Raw genomic sequence first — 19,996 nt, forward strand, 5'->3', positions numbered from 1 at the left:
TTTTTTTTATGAAAAAAGTTATGTACGGAATTTTTTTGCTTTTTCTAATTGGAGGAATTGGAATTGCTTACTTTTATACCGAGCCTAAAGTACTTGCATCTTGGAACGGAACGGATGAGCAGATTGTACTACCTAATGCTGTTCTGAAGATTCCATTTTCCAAAAAGATTTCCTCAGAATCATTGAACCAGCAGTACTTTTATGTAACAGATAGCCGAGGTAATAAATTGGATGTTTCGTTATTTTTAGAGGATGACGGGAATTCAGTTTCAGTGGCTCCACCAAAGAAAGGGTACGAAATCGGTGAACAAAACATCACTCTTTATATAAAAAAGGGCGTGAAAACTGATAATGGGAGAAAATTGTCTAAAGGTTATTCCTATACCTTTAGTGTTAAAGAAGAATTACCCGTTATAGGCAACGCTGAACGTCTGAAAGAATATTTTGAAGAAATCGTGGAGTATGAGAAGGAATCTGAAGGATTTTTTGGGACTGCTGTTAAGGAAGAAAAATCAAGTTCATCTGAAGGCTCCAGTCCAAAAGGAGGGTATTCGGAAACGAACGTTCAAGTCCAAGGGATTGACGAAGGTGATCATGTAAAGACAAACGGTACACATATTTTTCAAATTGTACAGTCTTACATCCGTATTGTTAAGGCAGTGCCTGCGGATGCTATGAAACAAGAAGCTTTAATTACCTATGACTATACATTCCATCCCAGTCAGCTTTACGTGCATCATGACAAACTTGTCGTGATTGGACAGAGCTTTCGTGAAGAAGCGGTAGGTGCTGATGGAGCTTCTGATAAGAAAATGGTTCATCCAATGAGTAGAATGCAGACAACAAAAGTATTTGTCTATGATATTTCGGATCCCACTAAACCGAGTGAAATTAGAGTCGTAGAAACAGAAGGTAACTTATTATCATCCCGAAAAATGGATGGGAAGTTATTTGTCATTAGCCAATATATGCCAGATCTTTGGTTAATGAGGGAAGGTAAAGACCTTGAATTAAGACCAATGATTTTTGACTCGAAGTTTGACAATGATATTCATCCCATTCCTTACCATTCTATTTCTTACATGCCAAATTCTAAAGAGGGTAGCTATTCTATCATTACAACTCTTGATCTAGATAATACAAATAAATCAGAGGTTTCAACCTTTCTTGGAAGTGGTTCTGATTTATACATGTCGGAAAATCATGTATATTTAGCGGTCCGAAACTATTCTTATCAACATAATAAGAATAATGCTGAAATAGGATGGTTTCATTCTCCAAATACAACGTTATATAAGTTTAGAATCAACGGATTGAAGGTTACCTTCCAAGCTTCTGCAGAAATTAAGGGCAGTATATTGAACCAATTTTCTATGGATGAGCATAATGGTTATTTCCGAGTTGCAACTACAGAAGGGAATACATGGGATGAAAAAAGTCCATCCGCGAACCACTTATTTATTCTAGACGAAAATCTTCATCAGGTCGGTAAACTTAAAGATTTAGCAAGAGGGGAAAAAATCTATTCAGCTCGTTTTATGGGCGACAGGGTATATATCGTGACCTTCAAGGAAGTTGACCCACTTTTTGTTATTGATACAAGCGTCCCAAATCAACCGAAAGTCCTTGGTGAGTTAAAAATTCCAGGATTTAGTAACTATTTGCATCCATATGATGAAAATCATTTAGTAGGTTTTGGTCATGATACAAAAATCTTGGCAGATAAAAATAATGGAGTGCAAAGTCAGCCACGAATTGTTACTAATGGAGTAAAGATTTCCCTTTTCGACGTGAGTAATGTATCGCAGCCAAAAGAAAAGTTTTCTCAAGTTATTGGAGGTCGTGGGTCATACTCCCCGCTAAATCATGACCATAAAGCTTTACTTTGGAATAAACAGAATCATACATTTGCATTTCCTGTGACAGTGTATCACGAAGTGAAGGGGACAGAATTCGAGCAAAAATTTGAATTCCAAGGCGGGTATGTATATAGTGTAAATCCAGAAAGTGGTTTTACATTTAAAAATAAAATTACGCATCAAAAAGGAACTCCTATATATGAAGATTGGGAAAACGCCATTGATCGCTTTGTCTATATTGGAAATACCTTGTATTCGATTTCACCTTATACCATTACTGCACATGATTTTACGACATCTCAAAAAATCGGTACACTAGAAATTAATTAATTCTATTGTTTATATGGAGAATGCAATGACTATTAGAAAAGCAAAGTTGAAAGACAGAAAACAGGTGGCAAAACTTATGTATTTAGCAATGCATGATATTGCTGAGTCGCTGACTGGAGAAAAAGAACAGCGATTAGTACTAGAAGGATTAGAAGAATTATTTGTGCTAAAAGGAAATCGATTGAATCTAGAAAACTGTTTGGTAAAATGTGTGGACGGGAAGGTAGTAGGAGTTTTAGTTGCATATCATGGAAGCCAAGCAAAATCATTAGATTTACCTATTCAAGAGAGGCTAATGAAAAAGCTAGGAATCAATATTGAAATTGATACGGAAGCGGATTTAGTAGATTATTATATTGACACGCTCAGTGTTTTTCCAGAGAACAGTGGTAAAGGATATGGAACGGAACTATTACAACAGGCATTCCATATTGCAAAGGAACATAATTATCCCACTGTATCTTTGAATGCGGAAACCGAAAACAGCTCTGCCATTCGTTTATATAATCGTTTGGGATTCACTACTAAAAAAATCATCCAGATAAATGGTTCAGACTATTATTATATGGTGAAGGAAATTAAAACCCTGAGTGAATAATTTTTACTCAGGGTTTTTTAAAAAATTATAAAGAAATAGATCTTGATTTAAAATGGTTTGATGGTCATAAGAATAATTAAAATGATAGCTGAAATTTGAGCGATAATATTGTAATGCTTCATTTTTTCTCCAATTGCTAAGTATTCGCTAGGTAATTGATCGTCTTTTTGTTGTTCTAGTAAGCTGGCTTGCTGCTTAGCATACTTTGGTAATAAAAATGCCACGATGGGTTGAACACCAATATAAATGACAATTGAAGCAATGAACCAGCCTTGTTTAAAGAGAGTCGGGCTTATGAAACCCATTATAAGGCCGGTCAAAAGCAATGTAATGCTTCCGATTTTTGCAAGTTTCTCAATTCCTACACTTACAGCCATCGCAAATTTTGCCTGAGAGACTGTTTTTGGCATACTCATTAAAACCGGCATTGCAAAAGTAGCACCCAATCCACAAACGGCAGCAATGATATGAATGACTAATAATAAACTATAAAATGACATTATGATTCCCCCTGTGTTTTTAGAATTTCCCCCCATTTATGTATACTTCCAACACAATCAAATATTCATATAGAATATAAGACTATTTTCATACTCATCTTGTTTTAGTAGAGAGGTAAAACTCAAAACTATTTTACTGTAAATATGCAACTTTTGGAAGTTGATTAATTACGCACAAATTTTTGAACATTATTACAAATATTTATATAAAATTGAACATAATTTCAAAATGTGTAAAAAAACTTACAATAAGTCATGAATTTTTGTTAATATAAATGAAAACGTTTACGGAGTGAGTAATATGGTTCAAGAAAAATGGGACAAAGTCATCGAAGCAGCTAAATTATATTATTTACTTGATTATAACCAACATGATATTGCTGGGATTTTGGGGGTTTCCAGGCCGACTGTTTCTAGGATGTTAAAAATGGCAAAAGATGAGGGCATAGTACAAATAACTATTCGTGACAATGGAGCCAACTCAGAAGAACTAGCAAAAGCAATCCAAGAGAAATATGGATTGAAAAAAGTGATAGTGTCTACAATCCCACAGTACCAAGATCTAACCCTAAAGTCACATCTCGGTCAAAGTGCAGCAGAGTATCTAAATAGTATTGTAAAAGATGGTGATATTGTAGGTGTTACATGGGGAACGACGGTTTATCACACGGCTGTAGAATTAAAGCAGACATCGGTAAAGGATGTTACGGTTGTGCAATTAAAGGGCGGAGTCAGTCACTCTGAAACCAATACGTACGCTTCTGAAATTTTGTATCTATTTGGCAAAGCGTTTAACACAACACCTTTAAATTTACCTCTTCCAGCTATAGTTGATCACGTTGTTGTAAAACAAGCGGTTATGGCAGATCGACATATTGGGAGGACTATCCAAATAGGAAAGAATTCAAACATTGCATTGTTCACTTGTGGTCCAATAAAGCATGATTCCCTCTTGTTTCAATTAGGATATTTTTCTGATGACGATTTAGAAATGATAGATAACAAAGCAGTGGGTGACATTTGTTCAAGATTCTTTGATGAAAATGGTCAAATTTGTAATCCGAGTTTAAATGAAAGAACGTTGGGTATTGATTTAGAAGAATTAAAGCAAAAGGATTACTCGATACTCATTGCCGGAGGCGCTCAGAAAGTGGAATCTATCAATGCGGCTTTAAAGGGGAAGTTCGCTAATGTCCTAATCACTGATCAGTTTACTGCACAAATGTTAATAGAAATGAAATAAATGAAGTTGAAACCCTGCAAACTTACTTGTTAGTGAAATTTTGTGGGGTTTCCAACTTTTTGTTTACAAAATTTCAATAAAATTATTTACATATGTTCATGTGGTTGGTATAGTAATGATGTTTCAAAGAAAAACAGTAAATTCGTTTCATTTATATTTAAAGAATTCGTGCATGAAGACATGTTTTAGCGCAAACACTTTTATACATGAACTATTTCAAAAAAGGAAGTGTACTTAAATGGAAAAAACTATCGGACAAATGATTGACCACACTTTGTTGAAACCAGAAGCGACAAAAGAACAAATCGTTAAACTATCTGAAGAAGCAAAAAAATATAAATTTGCATCTGTATGTGTTAATCCTACTTGGGTTAAAACAGCTGCAGAAGTTTTACACGATACTCCTGAAGTAAAAGTATGTACTGTTATCGGTTTCCCTCTTGGTGCAAACACTCCTGAGGTGAAAGCTTTTGAAACAACTAATGCAATCGAGAACGGCGCAGGCGAAGTTGATATGGTAATTAATATCGCTGCTCTAAAAGACAAAGACTATGAATTAGTTGAGCGCGACATTAAAGCTGTAGTAGATGCAGCTAAAGGTAAAGCACTTACGAAAGTAATCCTAGAAACGTGCTTGTTAACAAAAGAAGAAATTGTAAAAGCTTGTGAACTATCGGTTTCTGCTGGTGCAGACTTTGTTAAAACTTCTACTGGCTTCTCTACTGGTGGAGCTACTGTTGAAGACGTTGAACTTATGAGAAAGATTGTTGGAGAAAACGTTGGCGTTAAAGCTTCAGGTGGAGTAAGAAGTCTTGAAGATGCACAAAATGTAGTGAAAGCAGGCGCTAACCGTATTGGAGCAAGCTCTGGTGTAGCTATCATGGAAGGTTTGACTTCTGATTCTTCGTATTAATAAAACAGAAGGAATGACCGATTTACATCGGTCATCCCTCTATTTTTAGTATAGGAAGCGGATACATTCATGATATTTTGTAAGCCTTGACATTTTGAAAAATTTCCTGAAGGTGGTAAAACTTTATGGACCACAAAAAATTAATAGATGAAGCAATTGATGCAAGTAAGCAAGCGTATGTACCCTATTCAAAATTCCATGTAGGTGCTGCACTTCTTACCGAAAGCGGAAAAATCTATAAAGGTTGCAATATTGAGAATGCATCGTACGGACTCACAAACTGTGCGGAAAGAACTGCTGTTTTTAAAGCGGTTTCAGAAGGTGAAAAAAAATTCAAGGCAATTGCAATAGTCGGAGACACGGATGGTCCGATTTCTCCATGTGGAGCATGCCGTCAAGTTCTGGCTGAGTTTTTGGATGCAGATTCAGTTGTCATTTTGACAAATTTGAAAGGTGATACAAAAGAAACAACAATTGAAGCGTTATTACCTGGATTCTTTTCTTCAAAAGATCTTACCTAAGTCATACAACATTATTTGCTAGACAACCAAACATCATTGGTAAATCTTACAACTTAGGAGAATACACATGAAATATTTAATTGCATTATTAGGACTCGCAGTAGTTATTGGTCTTGCTTTCGTTGCAAGTAATAATAAGAAAAAAATAAAATATCGTCCAGTTATTATCATGGTTGTTATTCAAATTCTGCTTGCATTTCTTTTATTGAATACTAAATTCGGACTTATCTTAGTTAAAGGAATTGCAGCTGTATTTGAGAAATTATTGGAATATGCAGCTGAAGGTGTTAACTTTGTTTTTGGTGGTTTAACTAATGAAGGTGCATTCCCGTTTTTCTTAAATGTATTGTTACCAATCGTGTTCATTTCTGTATTAATTGGAATCCTTCAACATTTTAAAATTTTGCCATTCATCATGAAGGGCATCGGTTTGCTATTAAGTAAAGTAAATGGTATGGGGAAATTAGAATCTTATAATGCGGTTGCCTCTGCAATGGTAGGTCAATCTGAGGTATTCATCACTGTTAAGAAGCAATTGGATGCACTTCCACCTCACCGTTTATATACACTTTGTGCTTCAGCAATGTCTACGGTATCAATGTCAATTGTTGGAGCTTACATGACAATGATTGAACCTAAATATGTCGTAACAGCTTTAGTTCTAAACTTATTTGGTGGATTTATTATTGCATCTGTAATCAATCCGTATGAAGTAGATGAAAAAGAAGACATTCTGATCGTTGCGGATGAAGAAAAACAAACATTCTTTGAAATGATTGGAGAATACATTCTTGATGGTTTCAAAGTTGCTGTCATTGTTGCAGCAATGTTACTTGGGTTTGTTGCCTTAATTGCTGCGATTAACAACGTATTTGAATTAGCCATCGGAATTTCATTCCAACAAATTTTAGGATATATTTTTGCACCGGTTGCATTCATCATGGGTATACCAATGGCAGAAGCAGTAGCTGCTGGTGGTATTATGGCAACGAAGCTTGTTACAAACGAATTCGTAGCTATGATGAGTTTATCCGAAGTTGCCAAGTCATTTACACCTAGAACACTTGGAATTATCTCCGTATTCCTAGTTTCATTTGCGAATTTCTCATCAATCGGAATCATCGCTGGTGCAGTGAAAGGTCTAAGCGAGAAGCAAGGAAATGTTGTTGCTCGTTTTGGATTGAAACTGTTATTCGGGGCAACGCTTGTCAGCGTATTGTCTGGTATTATTGTAAGTATTGTATTGTAAAGATAAAGAGAAAAGCATTTCCTTTTATGGGAACTGCTTTTCTTGTTTTAAAGGAGGCTATGCGTGCTGCCACTATTGCTTGGCGCACTTACACCATGGGATATATCGGATTATTTTTATCTGGAGCAACTTTGTTTTTAAACGCATTAGTCATGTATGGTAAAGCAAACGCGAAAAGCGTCAGCTATTTTAATCTTTTTGTTGGGACACTTCAAATTATCATCCCTTTTTATCTTGTTCTAGTTTCTGAACAAACACCTTGGGATTTATATAACAATGCAGGAACATTCCTATTTGGATTAACGTACCTTTACGTAGGTTTTACTTTAATGCGAGATTTGGATGGTACAGGTTTAGGTTATTTCTCATTATGGGTGAGCATTATCGCTCTATTTTATACTATAGTTACCGTCGTGCATTTCCAAGATTACGTATTGGCGACACACTGGTTCATGTGGGCATTCCTTTGGTTCTTGTTCTACCTATCCAATGCACTTGGTAAGGACATCAACACGTATATTGGGAAAGTTGCATTTGTGCAATCTTGGGTTACGCTTACCGTACCATCTATGCTATACTTCGTTGGACTTTGGACAGTAGACAGCATTCAGTTCTTATTTTTACTCATTAGTATTGCATCAATGGTATATTTCGCAATGGCAGGATTGCCTTTAGTGAAAACTAGTAAGAAATCCACTCGAAAAAGCATGGAGCCACAGGGTGCAAATTGATTAAAATAAGTAATGAAAGGACCATCTGTAACAAGTCGGATCTCTAGACTTTTGCAAGATGGTCTTTTTTAGCATCGTTTACGCATATGTTCTTTACACTTCTATTTAGCAGTTAATGTTCGTAAAGTATCAACGAGAACAGGGGTGATTCCTTCTGCTTCCTCATTATTAGTGAAATGAAGGGTAAAGCGAATAAGTTTCCCATTAACTGTTTTTACGACAATGTTCTGTGACAATTTCATATTGGAAGCATGCAAATAAAAATGAGAATTTTTATAAAAGGGATGCATATAAGGGTCTTTGATTTCAATCGCTTTACCGATTGGTTTTAAATAGTCGATAGAATTTTGTTTGACTTTTGTAAGATCAGAATTATGTGCCAATACTTCTATACGAACAAAACTACTGCTGTCTTTTTGGTGTTGAAGGATAAATCTCCTTGGTTCTTCGGCCACTAGTTCAAAGCCTTTTGGGAGTTTTGCATGTAAGGTAACCGTGTCTGGATTATAGGATGAATTGGAAGATGGAGTGGCATTAACGTGGAGCTTCTGATTAGGGTAAATTTTAGTCGTTTTTAATTTATTTAGTTTCTTCATTTCCTCAACTGTCATCCCATGTGTCCTTGCAATTTTGTAAAGGGTATCCCCTTTTTTTACAATTATGGTTTTTGTAATGACAAGAGTCCGGCCGATCGGAATGATATTTGATGTCAATGAATTAATGACCTTTAAAGCATCTACGGTCGTTCCATGTTTTTTTGCTATGCTATAGAGTGTGTCTCCTTTTTTGATCGTATATGTCGTTTGTTTAGCCTCAGCTACTGTTGAAAAACTTAGAATAGACGCTAGGGATAAAGATAGGACTGCCAAATGAATCTTTGTTTTTTTCATCTTTTTCGCTCCTTTAGTTTCGATACATTAGGGTAGACGTTAAATTCCTTCGTTTGTTACTCGTCCTAAAAAATTTCCGCTCCAGTCCATGCAACTATTTTTAAATACTAAAGCTAATAGTATTTTCACTATAATAGTTGCAATGAAACTAAAAAGATAAAAAAATACACCATGGAAATTGCATCATGGTGTGGAATCTATTTGTTGAATAGAGCTATTTGAGTAGCAGGCCCCGCAATGCCATCTACCTTCAAGGAGTTTGCTTTTTGAAATTGCTTAACCGCACTCAAGGTTTCCTTTCCGAAAATACTATCAATCCGATTGATTTCATAGCCTAGTACTGTAAGCCTTGCTTGCAGAGATTTTACAGCGGATCCTTTACTACCAATCTTTAATGTGATTGCTTGTTTAGTCGGAACAACGTCAACTGGAAGGGATGTTAATCCATCCACTTTATAGCCATTAGTTGCTGCTATTGTTTGAAAACTATTTTTTGAAGTAGTAATAATGACAGGTGTATTTGTTTTTATACGATTAAATAACCATTCTATGTTATTGTTATACATCCTGATACATCCAGCACTTACAAATTTTCCGATAGATGCAGAATTATTATTACCGTGTATAGCATAAGTGGTTCCCCACGTTCCTCTTGCATTAATTCCAAGCCATCGTTTACCTAAAGGATTCCTCGGATCTCCTCCCGGTATTTTTTCTTTATAATAGGGTCGGTTCTTTATTTTATTTACAATCTTAAAGCGCCCTTCAGGGGTGTAGGATGGCTTTTTTCCTGTTGCTACTTTAAATGTTTTACTTAGCTTCCCATTTTCGTAATAAGCAAGTAAATTGGGTTGCTTATTTATGATAATCAGTTGATTGACTGGGTTAGAAGCTGCTTGTGAGAATGAAGCAGGTAACCCCCATGCTAAACAAAGGATTACGAAGGCTACTAGCCATTTTTTAGACACACCTTTTCCCTCCATTTTTGATTTGATTCTTGTTGTCTTTTTTACTCTATGAAGCAAACGGAGGAAAATTTACAATTATATTACAAGATATTACATGTTTGATTACAATTTCCTATAAAATACAAGTTTCTTTTATAGAATTATTATGTTATAGTTAATGAGCGATGAGCTGATTTGCATAAGCCGGAGTACATGCATAATGCACGTATGGATGTGGCCGTACGGTACTTCGCCGCAAATTTACGCAAAAAGACGTCTGTGTATACAGGCGTCTTTTTCTTTGTCTTTTTGTAATTTGGTAGAAAGAGGAATTTTTGATGAGATAACAAATATATTAGAAGGGCATATGCTGTATAGTTTAAAGACTGACTGGTCAGTTTCTAATAAACCACTATTAATAGTTAAGATGTATCACGGATTGATAATTTAGAAAATTTAAATAATAATTTGAAAGAATGGAAATATTATGTTTTAATTAAATAAACTACATAGTCATTTTAAAGGGGTGATTAAGTGAATAATGTGCCTTTAGTGGATGAAAGGTATTTGAATGTTAGGGGCGAGGAGATTTATGTAAAAATTCTTGGTCATGGTGAACCATTAGTGTTTCTGCACGGAGGACCTGGAGGAGAACATCGTTATTTCTTGCCACATTTAGAGCCTCTTTCAGAACATTATCAATTAGTATTTTATGATCAGAGAGGCTGTGGAAATTCTAAAGAATCCTCTAATAAAGAAAGTTATACGATGGAGGAGGAAGTAGAGACACTAGAAGGCCTTCGTTCTAAATTTGGAATAACGAAACTGAATCTTATAGGTGAGTCGTGGGGATCCATGCTTGCTTTGCTTTATGGGTGTAAATATCCTGATAAAGTCAATAAGATATTTTTAACTGCTGCAGTTGGTCTTAAGGCTGATGACTATTTAAGTTTTGGATCTGAATTAGAAAACAGACTAACTTCTGAAGAAAAGGTTAAAATCAATGAGCTCGTGACAGCCCTCAATAAAGGAGAGGTTGACGTAAAAGAGATTTTCAAAATTATAGATAAATATTATGTCTATAATCACGAAGCACTTAATTGGAAGACTCCTACGAAAAGCAACGCTGACGTAAATAAACATCTTGGCCAAGATATCATCCAGAATTATGATTTAACGGATAAAATACACCTTTTGCGCGATATCCCTATTCTCATTGCACAAGGGGAGCATGACATTAAACGCCCGGAAAAGCTTAAAGAAGGATTATGCGACTATATCACTCAAGCTCAACTAGCAGTGATTTCTGAATGTGGACATTGGTCAGTGGTAGAGAAACCAAATGAATTAATGAAAATTATAAAAGAATTTTTTAAATAAACTATCAATTCTTGGAGGTATTGGAATGGAAGCAAAAGTAATCGATCAAACAATTGCTACAGCGTTGGAGAAATTTAAAGCTCTTGATGAGAAAATCAGTCATTTTTCAAGCATTTCGGGTTTAATCGGCTGGGATCAAAAAGTCATGGCACCTAAAAAGGGGAGAGGCCTCTTTGCAAAAGCTAGTGGAACGCTCCGTACAGAAGAGTTTAAACTGACGGTTTCTGATGAAATGGGTGAACTGTTAACTATTCTTACATCGCCTCAAGCTGAAGAGGTTCTTGACGTGGTATCCAAGGCTCAAGTAAGAGAACGAAAGAATGTCTATGACAGGGCAAAAAATATTCCTGCTGACCAATTTAAAGAATATGCTGTATTAACATCTCTTGCAAATGATGCATGGGAGGAAGCAAGAGCAAATAATGACTTTAATCACTTCCTACCTTTCTTAGAAAAGATTGTGGAATTCAATAAAAAGTTCATAGAAATATTTGGATACGAAAAACATCCTTATGACGCATTATTAAATGAATATGAACCAGGTCTAACAGTTGAGAAACTAGATCCGTTATTTGCAAAACTTAGAGAAACTAGCGTAGCGCTGTTAAAAAGAATTCGAAATTCGCCATACCAAACACCTGACGAGATTTTTGAACAATTATATGATGTAGGAAAACAAAAGGAATTTAATCAATATATTTTACCGATTATTGGTTTTGATATGGAAGCAGGTCGGCTGGATGAAACGGTACATCCATTTGCACAAACAATCAATACAGGAGACGTTAGGATTACAACTCGTTATTTAGAAAACAATGTTCGTTCTGCATTATTTGGCACTATTCATGAAGCTGGTCATGGAATTTATGAGCAGAATGTGAACCCGGATTTTGAAGGGACAGTTCTACAAAGTGGAGCTTCTTTCGGCATACATGAGTCTCAATCACGTTTCCTTGAAAACATGGTGGGTCGCAGTGAAGAATTTTGGACTTATTTCTATCCAAGGCTGCAAAGTTACTTTCCAGATCAATTAGCTAATGTGAAACTTGAGGATTTTTACCGTGCAATCAATAAGGTAGCCCCTTCCTTTATACGGGTAGAAGCAGATGAATTAACCTACAACCTGCACATCATGATTCGATATGAAATTGAAAAAGCATTGTTTGGTGGGGAAATTGAAGTCAAGGACCTACCTGTGATTTGGAACAATAAAATGGAGGAATATCTTGGTATAACTCCTGAAACAGACTCTAATGGAGTTCTACAAGATGTACATTGGTCATTTGGAGGGTTTGGATATTTCCCATCCTACTCGTTAGGTAACCTATATGCAGCACAAATTTTAAATACCATTCAAAAGGAAATCCCAGATTTTTATATGAATATCGAGAAAGGGGATTTCACAAAAATCCAAAGCTGGTTAAAAGAGAAAATTCATCAACATGGAAGATTACATTCTCCTAATGAACTAATAGTTAAAATAACAGGTGAAGAACTAAATGCGGAATTTCTTGTTGAATATTTAGAGAATAAGTATAGTAAAGTATATAATCTGTAAATAAAAAAGCGTGCCCTTGCTAGCTTACTAGATTAAGGGTACGCTATTATTTTTCTTATACGGCGTTATTTAGTAAATAAGGAAGTGAATATCTTGGAAAGCTTTACAGAAAGAGTTATTACTATCATTCAACAAATACCATCTGGGAGAGTCATGACATATGGGCAAATTGCTAGACTTGCCGGCAGTCCTAGAGGAGCTAGGCAGGTGGTCCGAATTCTACATTCAATGAGCGATAAATACAACCTCCCCTGGCATAGAGTGATCAATTCAAAAGGTGAAATCGGGATTCAAAATGAAGAAGCGTTCTTTTATCAGAAATCGACGCTACAGAATGAAGGAATCAAGTTCAGTGGTGAATCCTCTCTTAAACTAGAGAAATATCAATATGTCCCTGAGCATCCTTCATTTCAGTAAACTTCTTCCTCGGAAATAATTTCAGTTCTAGTGTATCGGGGAACTAGTTTTTATTGGCTTGAGAAAAGTTGTTTTATTGGATGCAATAGGGAATAAGAGTGTTAGATTTATTGAAGATAGGGAGTAAATAACCGTAAATATAAATAATCAAAAAAGCCATTCGAAAGTAATAAACGATCGAATGGCTTTTTTATACTTTAAGAGTAAGCATGGGCAACAATGAAATAGGTGACGTATTGGCCAATTTAAAGATTTATGTATGAGTGTAACTATGAAATTCCCTGCGCTTAGACTTGGTGCTATTCAAGTTTTCTAACCCAACTTATATTAATAGTAAACTATCAATATAAAATTAGTAATTTTTAGTAACCAGGGTATATTATGGGTTGAAAGCCCAATAAATAGCTATTAAACCGCAAACTGTAAATTGTTTTTTCCAAGATTAATATCTGCTACCACGATATACCAATGAAAGAATAATCTAGTTTTGATAGTATAAATTACGAGTTTAATATATCTATTTATGGAAGATTCATCATCTAATAGATAGTTAAACCATTTATTCAACCTCGACAATTTCGAGTCAAATATATTTACATATCGGGAGGAAATTACACAATGTCATACCAACCAAAAGCTTATCGTAAATTTGTAGCAACAGCTGCAACTGCAACTTTAGTTGCAACTGCAATCGCTCCAATCGTAAACGCAGCTTCTTTCACGGATGTTGCACCTAAATATAAAGAAGCAGTAGATTTCGTAGTATCTAAAGGGGTAAACGGTTTAACAGGTACTTCTTTTGGAACTAGCGATGACATCAAACGTGTTGATGCAGCAGTTATGATCGCAAAAGTATTAGGACTTGATATCGAAGCAGCACCTGCATCTGGATTCACGGATGTTCCAGCTCGTGCAGAAAAGTATGTTAATGCTATTAAAGCTGCTGGAATCACAAACGGAAAAACTGCTACTAGCTTCGACGCTAACAGCAAAATCACTCGTGGTGAATTAGCAATCTGGATCCAAAAAGGTTTTGATCTTAAAGGTGAAGGCGAACTTAAATTTACAGATGTTAACGATCGTTATGCAGAAGCTGTAAAAGCTCTAGTTGCAAACAACGTTACAAATGGTGTTTCTGAAACTCAATTTGGAGTTGCTAACCCAGCAAAACGTGGAGACTATGCAATTTTCTTATTCAAAGCTTTCCAAGTTGAAGCACCACCTGTAGTTGTAGAGATTTCAAGTGTAGATGTAGTTGAACCAACTAAAATTTCAGTGAAATTTTCAGATGGAAAAACTGCTGAAATCAATCTAGAAAAAGCATTAGTAGCAGGTGACAACGAAGTAAATTTTACGTTTGAAGGTAAAGAGTTTACTACAACTGTTAACTTTGACGCTGCAGCATATGCTTTAAAACTAGCTACTGATGCAGTTGCTAAAGCAGAAGGAAGCTTACTAGAAGCTGACCTTGCTGCTGCAAACGACCTTGTAACTGCACTTACTGCTTCAAATGAAAAGACTTTGCTACAAGCTAAAATTGTTGCAGTTCAAACTCAAATTAACGCAATTGTCGCAGCAGTTAACAATGCAGACACTCAAGTTAAATTATTCAATGCATTAAATGTTAAACCTTTTGTAAACGTTAAAGCAGACTATATTACTGAATATGAAACAGCATTAAAAGATAGAAACTTTACAACAATCTCTGGTATTCAAGCAAAAATCAATGTTGTAAATGCAACTAAGATTAATGCAGAAATGACTAAGCTAGTAACGGATGCTGAAGATGCATTAAAAGTTGTTAAAGAAAACCCAGCAACAGCAACTGCAAAACAATTTGAAGATGCTCAAAAAGCAATTGACGCACTTCCAACTGAAATTACAAAAGATGTTGCGGATGCATTAGAAGTTAAAGTAACTGTGAAGGCTGACTTCCAGTCTGAGCTTAATGATTTGAAAGTTGTTGCTCCAGTATTAGCTGCAACTAACCAAATTCAATTATTAGATGCATTAAAAAATTCAGCATTCAAGCGCGTAAATGCGGACTTAATCGCTAGATATGATGTTGCTATTACAGGAGCAGACAAGACAGTTGCAGCAATTCAAGCTGATATTGATGCAGTTAACTTAACTGCTGCACAAGAAGCGGTAGCTGCTGCTGAAACAGCACTTACAACTGCTAGTGTTTCTGCTGCAACAGCATTAGTAAATGCACTTGAAAACTTAGATCCAAACACTGTTAAAGAAGGTCTTCAAGCAAAATTGACTGTAGTTACAGCTTTAATCGCTGTTGACGCTGCAACAACTGAAGCACAATTACTTACAGCTCTTCAAAATAAAGACTTAGCTTTAACAAATGTAAATGCAAAAGCTATTACTGAATATAAAGCTAAAGTTGATGCAAACGTTGAAATCAAAACTAAAGCTAACGTTCAATCTAATGTTATTGATGCAGGTAACACTGTAGCACTTACTTCTGCAGTTACAAACATCGAAACAAACTTTAAAACTTATGATGCTACTAAAGAAGCAGATCGTACAGCTGCATTAGCTAGTCTAGTTCGTCTTTCTGAAGTAACAACTAGCATGGATAGCGCTACGATTGATGCGGAATTAGTTGAACAATACATTGCTTCTATTAAAGCAGATTTAGCATCTGTTGATAATTCTACTCCTCCAGTTCCAAATGGAACAATTGCTGGAACAGATGCTGAAAAAGCTGCAGCAATCCAAGAAATCGTTAAAACTGTTAACGCTGGCAAAGGTGCAATTGTTAGATTGGCAGCTGTAAATGCTGCTACAACTGCTGCAGATATGAGAACGGCATTAACTGATGTTGCTGTAGCTCAAGAAGCAACTGCATTTATTAACCTTTCATCTGCTAGTAAATTAGAAGTTTCTCAGTTAGTACTAGTTGCTAAAAATGCTCTTGAAACAAAAGCTTTTGCTAATACAGCAGCAGTTACTACTGAAATCTCAACACAAATTGGAAACATGAACAGCTTCCTAACTGGTGTAAATGCCGCTACTTCTATTACTGGAATGGTAACAGCTTTAGATAACGCAGTATTCCCAGAATTCAAAGCCTTAACTCAAGCTCAAAAAATTGAGAAGGCTGAAGTGGTATTAAACAAGTTAACTGAGTTAAAAGCTCAAAATCCAGCTTCACAATTCACTACAATTTCAGCTGTTAAACAAGCTGCTGGTTTGTAAGAATTATTGCAAGTTTTTAATGAAAGCCAATCACACTATTTGTGATTGGCTTTTCATTAGAATTATTAATTTTGTTATAGGAGGCTTCCTATGAAATCATCATTAGCAGTTACTGTACATGAACTAAATAAAATTACAACTGAAATAGAAGACATACAGTTCTCGTCTACTGAGGCTTATAATTTTGAATTGTTGTTCGAGAAGATTGAAAGACAACTAAGTGAATTAGAAAAAGCCGATTACATTCACCCGTCTTTTTTGGATAATCTATCACCACTCATCAACCAATTACCTCCAAACTCGGATCAGAGGTTCGATAGTGAATTCCGTTTAAGAGAACTTACAAAAAGAATAGATTCAAAAACGCAAATTCCAATGACAAATATTGAACAAGACATCCTAGATTTAGTGAATATTGATAAAGATGTTATGAAAATTGAACAGTCCATGATTCTTAATAATCATGTTGATTTTATAAATATAGGTAAAAAAGCTAGATTAGAAATTGTACAACAACTACTTAGCCAAAATAAATTCTATGAAAACAAAACAGATTTGTATAATGACATAGATAAGCTTATTCATGAATTTCAAATTAAATTAGAAATTATATCAACTTCAACTAATATAGAAGAGTTAATGAAAGAATTCGAATCTTTCAATTTAGAAGAATTTAATCAGTTTGACTTTGAAAATAAAGAAAAAATTCTAATTTTATTTCTAAAGTCAGATCGAAGAAATATTAGAACAATTTCCAATCTGAAGACTATAATAAATACTCTAAATGAAAGATTGGTTATTAATTCCGCAAATTCAACGACGATAGGCATTGATAAAATTAATGCAAATTTCATTGCCGATTAATTCATTTAGGAATATAGGATTTAGCAAAATGCAGTGGGTTTAAAGTAACTCACTGCATTTTTTGTAGGCAACAAAGAAATAAGCCGATGTAGTAGCAATGTTAAGATAAAAGTAAAATTGCCACTAGGCATGCGATGGTGATTAGGTTTGACGCTAGCCAAGTTTTCTAACAAATGGATATTTATTTTGCTTGCTCTAATTCTGATTTGTGAACCAAAATCACTTTAAATTCATTATATTTCTGGCGAATTTCCCAGAAACCTGTTTCATATTTATAAATCACAAAATAAGGAATTCCGTTGTAAATGACTTCTTCTAGTATTTGACTCACTCCTAGTAGGTCTTTTTTACTATAATAATCTAAAATTTATAGATTTGATTTTTTAGAATTGAGTCGTTTGAGACCGAAAAGTTCACTATTACACTAATATACATATAAAATAATATAAAAATATAACTCTAGGCATATTTTGATGTGTTTGGAACTAGGATAACGAGTTTGTTAATATTTAATGACAACTGTAAAGACAAGTGTTAATATACTGTTGGACCATGAATAAAAACTTAATTTTTGGGCATAAAATGGTTAAATTTAGTTCGATTAGTTAAGGAGAAAAAGATGAAAAATAAGAAAGAAATTTCTAATAAAAAATTATTGGGGATAGCTGGTCTAGGATGGATGTTTGATGCGATGGACGTAGGAATGCTTTCTTTTATCATCGCGGCATTACAAAAAGATTGGGGTTTATCTGTCCAGCAAATGGGTTGGATTGGAAGCATCAATTCGATTGGGATGGCTGTAGGAGCCCTGATTTTTGGATTGATGGCGGATAGAATTGGCCGTAAGTGGGTTTTTATCATTACGTTGCTCTTGTTTTCAATCGGAAGTGGGCTATCTGCATTTACGACAACTTTAGCTGCATTCTTGGTATTAAGGTTTATCATAGGAATGGGTCTAGGTGGCGAACTACCCGTAGCATCAACTCTTGTATCGGAAAGTGTACCAGTGGAAAAACGCGGCAAAGTAGTTGTTCTACTAGAAAGTTTTTGGGCCGGTGGTTGGTTAATTGCTGCTATAATTTCATTCTTTGTCATTCCTAAATTTGGTTGGCAGGCAGCATTGTTAATTAGTGCATTACCTGCGTTTTATGCGCTATATCTTCGTTTGAATTTACCGGATTCACCTAAATTTGAAGCTGTTAAGAAAAAAGAAAAACCTTCGATTATCCAAAATATTAGAAGTGTGTGGTCAAAAGAACATGTTCGTCAAACGACGATGCTTTGGATACTTTGGTTTTGTGTAGTGTTCTCTTACTATGGCATGTTTTTATGGTTACCAAGTGTAATGGTGATGAAAGGCTTTAGCATGATTAAGAGCTTCCAATACGTACTGATTATGACGCTTGCGCAATTGCCAGGATATTTTACTGCTGCGTGGTTTATCGAACGCATGGGTAGAAAATTTGTTTTAATAACGTATTTATTTGGAACTGCGGTAAGTGCATATTTCTTTGGATCTGCAGAATCACTTACACTACTATTAACTTCAGGGATTTTCCTCTCCTTCTTTAATCTTGGTGCATGGGGTGCGCTTTACGCCTATACCCCAGAACAATACCCAACTGCGATTCGAGGAACAGGGGCGGGAATGGCGGCATCCTTTGGTAGGATTGGAGGGGTGTTGGGACCACTTCTGGTTGGTTATTTTGTGGCTCAAGAAATCTCTATCACTTCCATTTTCACCATTTTCACCATTTCAATTTTAATTGGCGCACTTGCTGTATTCGTATTAGGCAAGGAAACAAAACAAATGGAATTGGACTAATTTCAAAATAAATAACCTAGATATTTGCTAGGTTATTTATTTTTTTATCCATTTATTTGTCTATCAGGAAAGGGAAGCCTATAATTTAAAATAAATCATTTCAATAACAAGGAAGAGGTGTTTGCTTCATGAGTATTCAAGGGAAAATCATAGCTGATTTGAATGTGAAACCTGAAATCAATCCTAAAGAAGAAATTAAAAAGAGAATTGATTTTCTAAAGGAGTACTTAAAGAGCTCTAATGCAAAAGGATATGTACTCGGAATTAGTGGCGGCCAGGATTCTACATTAGCTGGGAGATTAGCACAGTTAGCGGTAGAAGAATTAAGAAACGAGGGTTATGGTGCAATATTCACTGCCGTTCGCCTTCCTTATGGTGTGCAGCAGGATGAAGAGGATGCTCAAAAGTCATTGGAATTTATTCGCGCGGATAAAGAGTATATGTTTAATATTAAAAATGCAGTGGATTCAGTTAAAGAAGAATTCGATAGCATGACTTCTGGTGAACCATTGAAGGACTTCCAAAAAGGAAATGTAAAAGCGCGTATGCGAATGATTGCTCAGTATGCTATCGGCGGTCAGGAGGGATATTTAGTCATTGGAACGGATCATGCGGCGGAAGCAGTTACAGGTTTTTATACGAAATATGGTGACGGTGGTGCTGATATACTACCTCTTTCTGGTCTGAACAAAAGACAGGGGCGAGCATTGTTAAAAGAACTTGGAGCAGAAGAACGTCTTTATTTGAAAACACCAACTGCCGATTTACTTGATCAAAAACCTGGACAAGCAGATGAAACCGAACTAGGCATTTCTTATGAAGAATTGGATGATTATTTAGAAGGAAAATCAGTCTCTCCTGAAGCAGCAGAGAAAATTGAGAAACGTTACTTAATGTCTGAGCATAAACGGCAAATGCCAGCAACGATGTTTGATACTTGGTGGAAATAAATGATAAG

17 protein-coding genes are annotated in these 19,996 nt (G+C 35.4%); 14 read left to right on the forward strand and 3 right to left on the reverse strand.

What is annotated here, in order from left to right; translation table 11 throughout:
* Positions 1 to 8 precede the first annotated feature (8 nt).
* A complete protein-coding gene (locus DBX25_RS11260; protein ID WP_108670893.1) occupies positions 9 to 2,189 on the forward strand; it encodes a beta-propeller domain-containing protein in 2,181 nt (726 codons plus the stop codon).
* A gap of 25 nt (positions 2,190 to 2,214) precedes the next feature.
* Entirely contained in the window at positions 2,215 to 2,787 is a 573-nt protein-coding gene (locus DBX25_RS11265; RefSeq protein ID WP_157950952.1) for a GNAT family N-acetyltransferase, read from the forward strand.
* Between the two features lie 47 nt (positions 2,788 to 2,834).
* Here the strand turns inward: DBX25_RS11265 and DBX25_RS11270 are convergent, their stop codons facing one another.
* Positions 2,835 to 3,287: a DUF2269 family protein gene (locus tag DBX25_RS11270; protein ID WP_108670895.1), complete on the reverse strand. Its 453-nt coding sequence runs from the start codon at positions 3,285 to 3,287 to the stop codon at positions 2,835 to 2,837.
* Between the two features lie 301 nt (positions 3,288 to 3,588).
* Between DBX25_RS11270 and DBX25_RS11275 the strand changes: the two genes are divergently transcribed.
* The 5 genes from DBX25_RS11275 to DBX25_RS11295 all read left to right on the forward strand — a co-directional run bounded on the left by DBX25_RS11275 (position 3,589) and on the right by DBX25_RS11295 (position 7,944).
* Complete coding sequence (locus DBX25_RS11275; RefSeq protein ID WP_108670896.1) at positions 3,589 to 4,530, forward strand: sugar-binding transcriptional regulator; 942 nt, start codon at positions 3,589 to 3,591, stop codon at positions 4,528 to 4,530.
* Positions 4,531 to 4,768: 238 nt separating this feature from the next.
* The gene (gene deoC / locus DBX25_RS11280; protein WP_108670897.1) at positions 4,769 to 5,443 is read left to right on the forward strand and encodes a deoxyribose-phosphate aldolase; all 675 of its coding nucleotides are present in this window, start codon (positions 4,769 to 4,771) and stop codon (positions 5,441 to 5,443) included.
* 125 nt (positions 5,444 to 5,568) lie between these two features.
* Entirely contained in the window at positions 5,569 to 5,964 is a 396-nt protein-coding gene (locus tag DBX25_RS11285; RefSeq protein WP_108670898.1) for a cytidine deaminase, read from the forward strand.
* A gap of 67 nt (positions 5,965 to 6,031) precedes the next feature.
* Entirely contained in the window at positions 6,032 to 7,213 is a 1,182-nt protein-coding gene (locus DBX25_RS11290; protein ID WP_108670899.1) for a NupC/NupG family nucleoside CNT transporter, read from the forward strand.
* A 95-nt stretch (positions 7,214 to 7,308) separates the two neighbouring features.
* Positions 7,309 to 7,944, forward strand: coding sequence for an AmiS/UreI family transporter (locus tag DBX25_RS11295; RefSeq protein WP_108670938.1), 636 nt, complete (start codon positions 7,309 to 7,311; stop codon positions 7,942 to 7,944).
* Positions 7,945 to 8,045: 101 nt separating this feature from the next.
* Here the strand turns inward: DBX25_RS11295 and DBX25_RS11300 are convergent, their stop codons facing one another.
* Positions 8,046 to 8,834, reverse strand: coding sequence for a LysM peptidoglycan-binding domain-containing protein (locus DBX25_RS11300; RefSeq protein WP_108670900.1), 789 nt, complete (start codon positions 8,832 to 8,834; stop codon positions 8,046 to 8,048).
* Positions 8,835 to 9,031: 197 nt separating this feature from the next.
* The gene (locus tag DBX25_RS11305) at positions 9,032 to 9,802 is read right to left on the reverse strand and encodes a L,D-transpeptidase family protein (protein WP_240620249.1); all 771 of its coding nucleotides are present in this window, start codon (positions 9,800 to 9,802) and stop codon (positions 9,032 to 9,034) included.
* Between the two features lie 513 nt (positions 9,803 to 10,315).
* On the opposite strand from DBX25_RS11305, the gene DBX25_RS11315 reads away from it, so the two are divergent.
* From DBX25_RS11315 to nadE, 7 genes are all read left to right on the forward strand, one after another.
* The gene (locus tag DBX25_RS11315; RefSeq protein ID WP_108670903.1) at positions 10,316 to 11,161 is read left to right on the forward strand and encodes an alpha/beta fold hydrolase; all 846 of its coding nucleotides are present in this window, start codon (positions 10,316 to 10,318) and stop codon (positions 11,159 to 11,161) included.
* Between the two features lie 25 nt (positions 11,162 to 11,186).
* Positions 11,187 to 12,719 (forward strand): carboxypeptidase M32, encoded by a 1,533-nt coding sequence (locus DBX25_RS11320; protein WP_108670904.1) that lies wholly within the window; start codon positions 11,187 to 11,189, stop codon positions 12,717 to 12,719.
* Between the two features lie 93 nt (positions 12,720 to 12,812).
* Positions 12,813 to 13,136: an MGMT family protein gene (locus DBX25_RS11325; protein ID WP_108670905.1), complete on the forward strand. Its 324-nt coding sequence runs from the start codon at positions 12,813 to 12,815 to the stop codon at positions 13,134 to 13,136.
* 618 nt (positions 13,137 to 13,754) lie between these two features.
* Positions 13,755 to 16,349, forward strand: coding sequence for an S-layer homology domain-containing protein (locus tag DBX25_RS11330; protein WP_108670906.1), 2,595 nt, complete (start codon positions 13,755 to 13,757; stop codon positions 16,347 to 16,349).
* A gap of 90 nt (positions 16,350 to 16,439) precedes the next feature.
* The gene (locus DBX25_RS11335) at positions 16,440 to 17,213 is read left to right on the forward strand and encodes a hypothetical protein (RefSeq protein WP_108670907.1); all 774 of its coding nucleotides are present in this window, start codon (positions 16,440 to 16,442) and stop codon (positions 17,211 to 17,213) included.
* A gap of 619 nt (positions 17,214 to 17,832) precedes the next feature.
* Positions 17,833 to 19,038: an MFS transporter gene (locus tag DBX25_RS11340; RefSeq protein ID WP_108670908.1), complete on the forward strand. Its 1,206-nt coding sequence runs from the start codon at positions 17,833 to 17,835 to the stop codon at positions 19,036 to 19,038.
* A gap of 128 nt (positions 19,039 to 19,166) precedes the next feature.
* A complete protein-coding gene (gene nadE / locus DBX25_RS11345) occupies positions 19,167 to 19,988 on the forward strand; it encodes an ammonia-dependent NAD(+) synthetase (protein ID WP_108670909.1) in 822 nt (273 codons plus the stop codon).
* Positions 19,989 to 19,996 lie beyond the last annotated feature (8 nt).

The sequence above is a fragment of the Peribacillus acanthi genome, assembly GCF_003073175.1.
In the GTDB taxonomy this organism is placed as follows: domain Bacteria; phylum Bacillota; class Bacilli; order Bacillales; family DSM-1321; genus Bacillus_BN; species Bacillus_BN acanthi.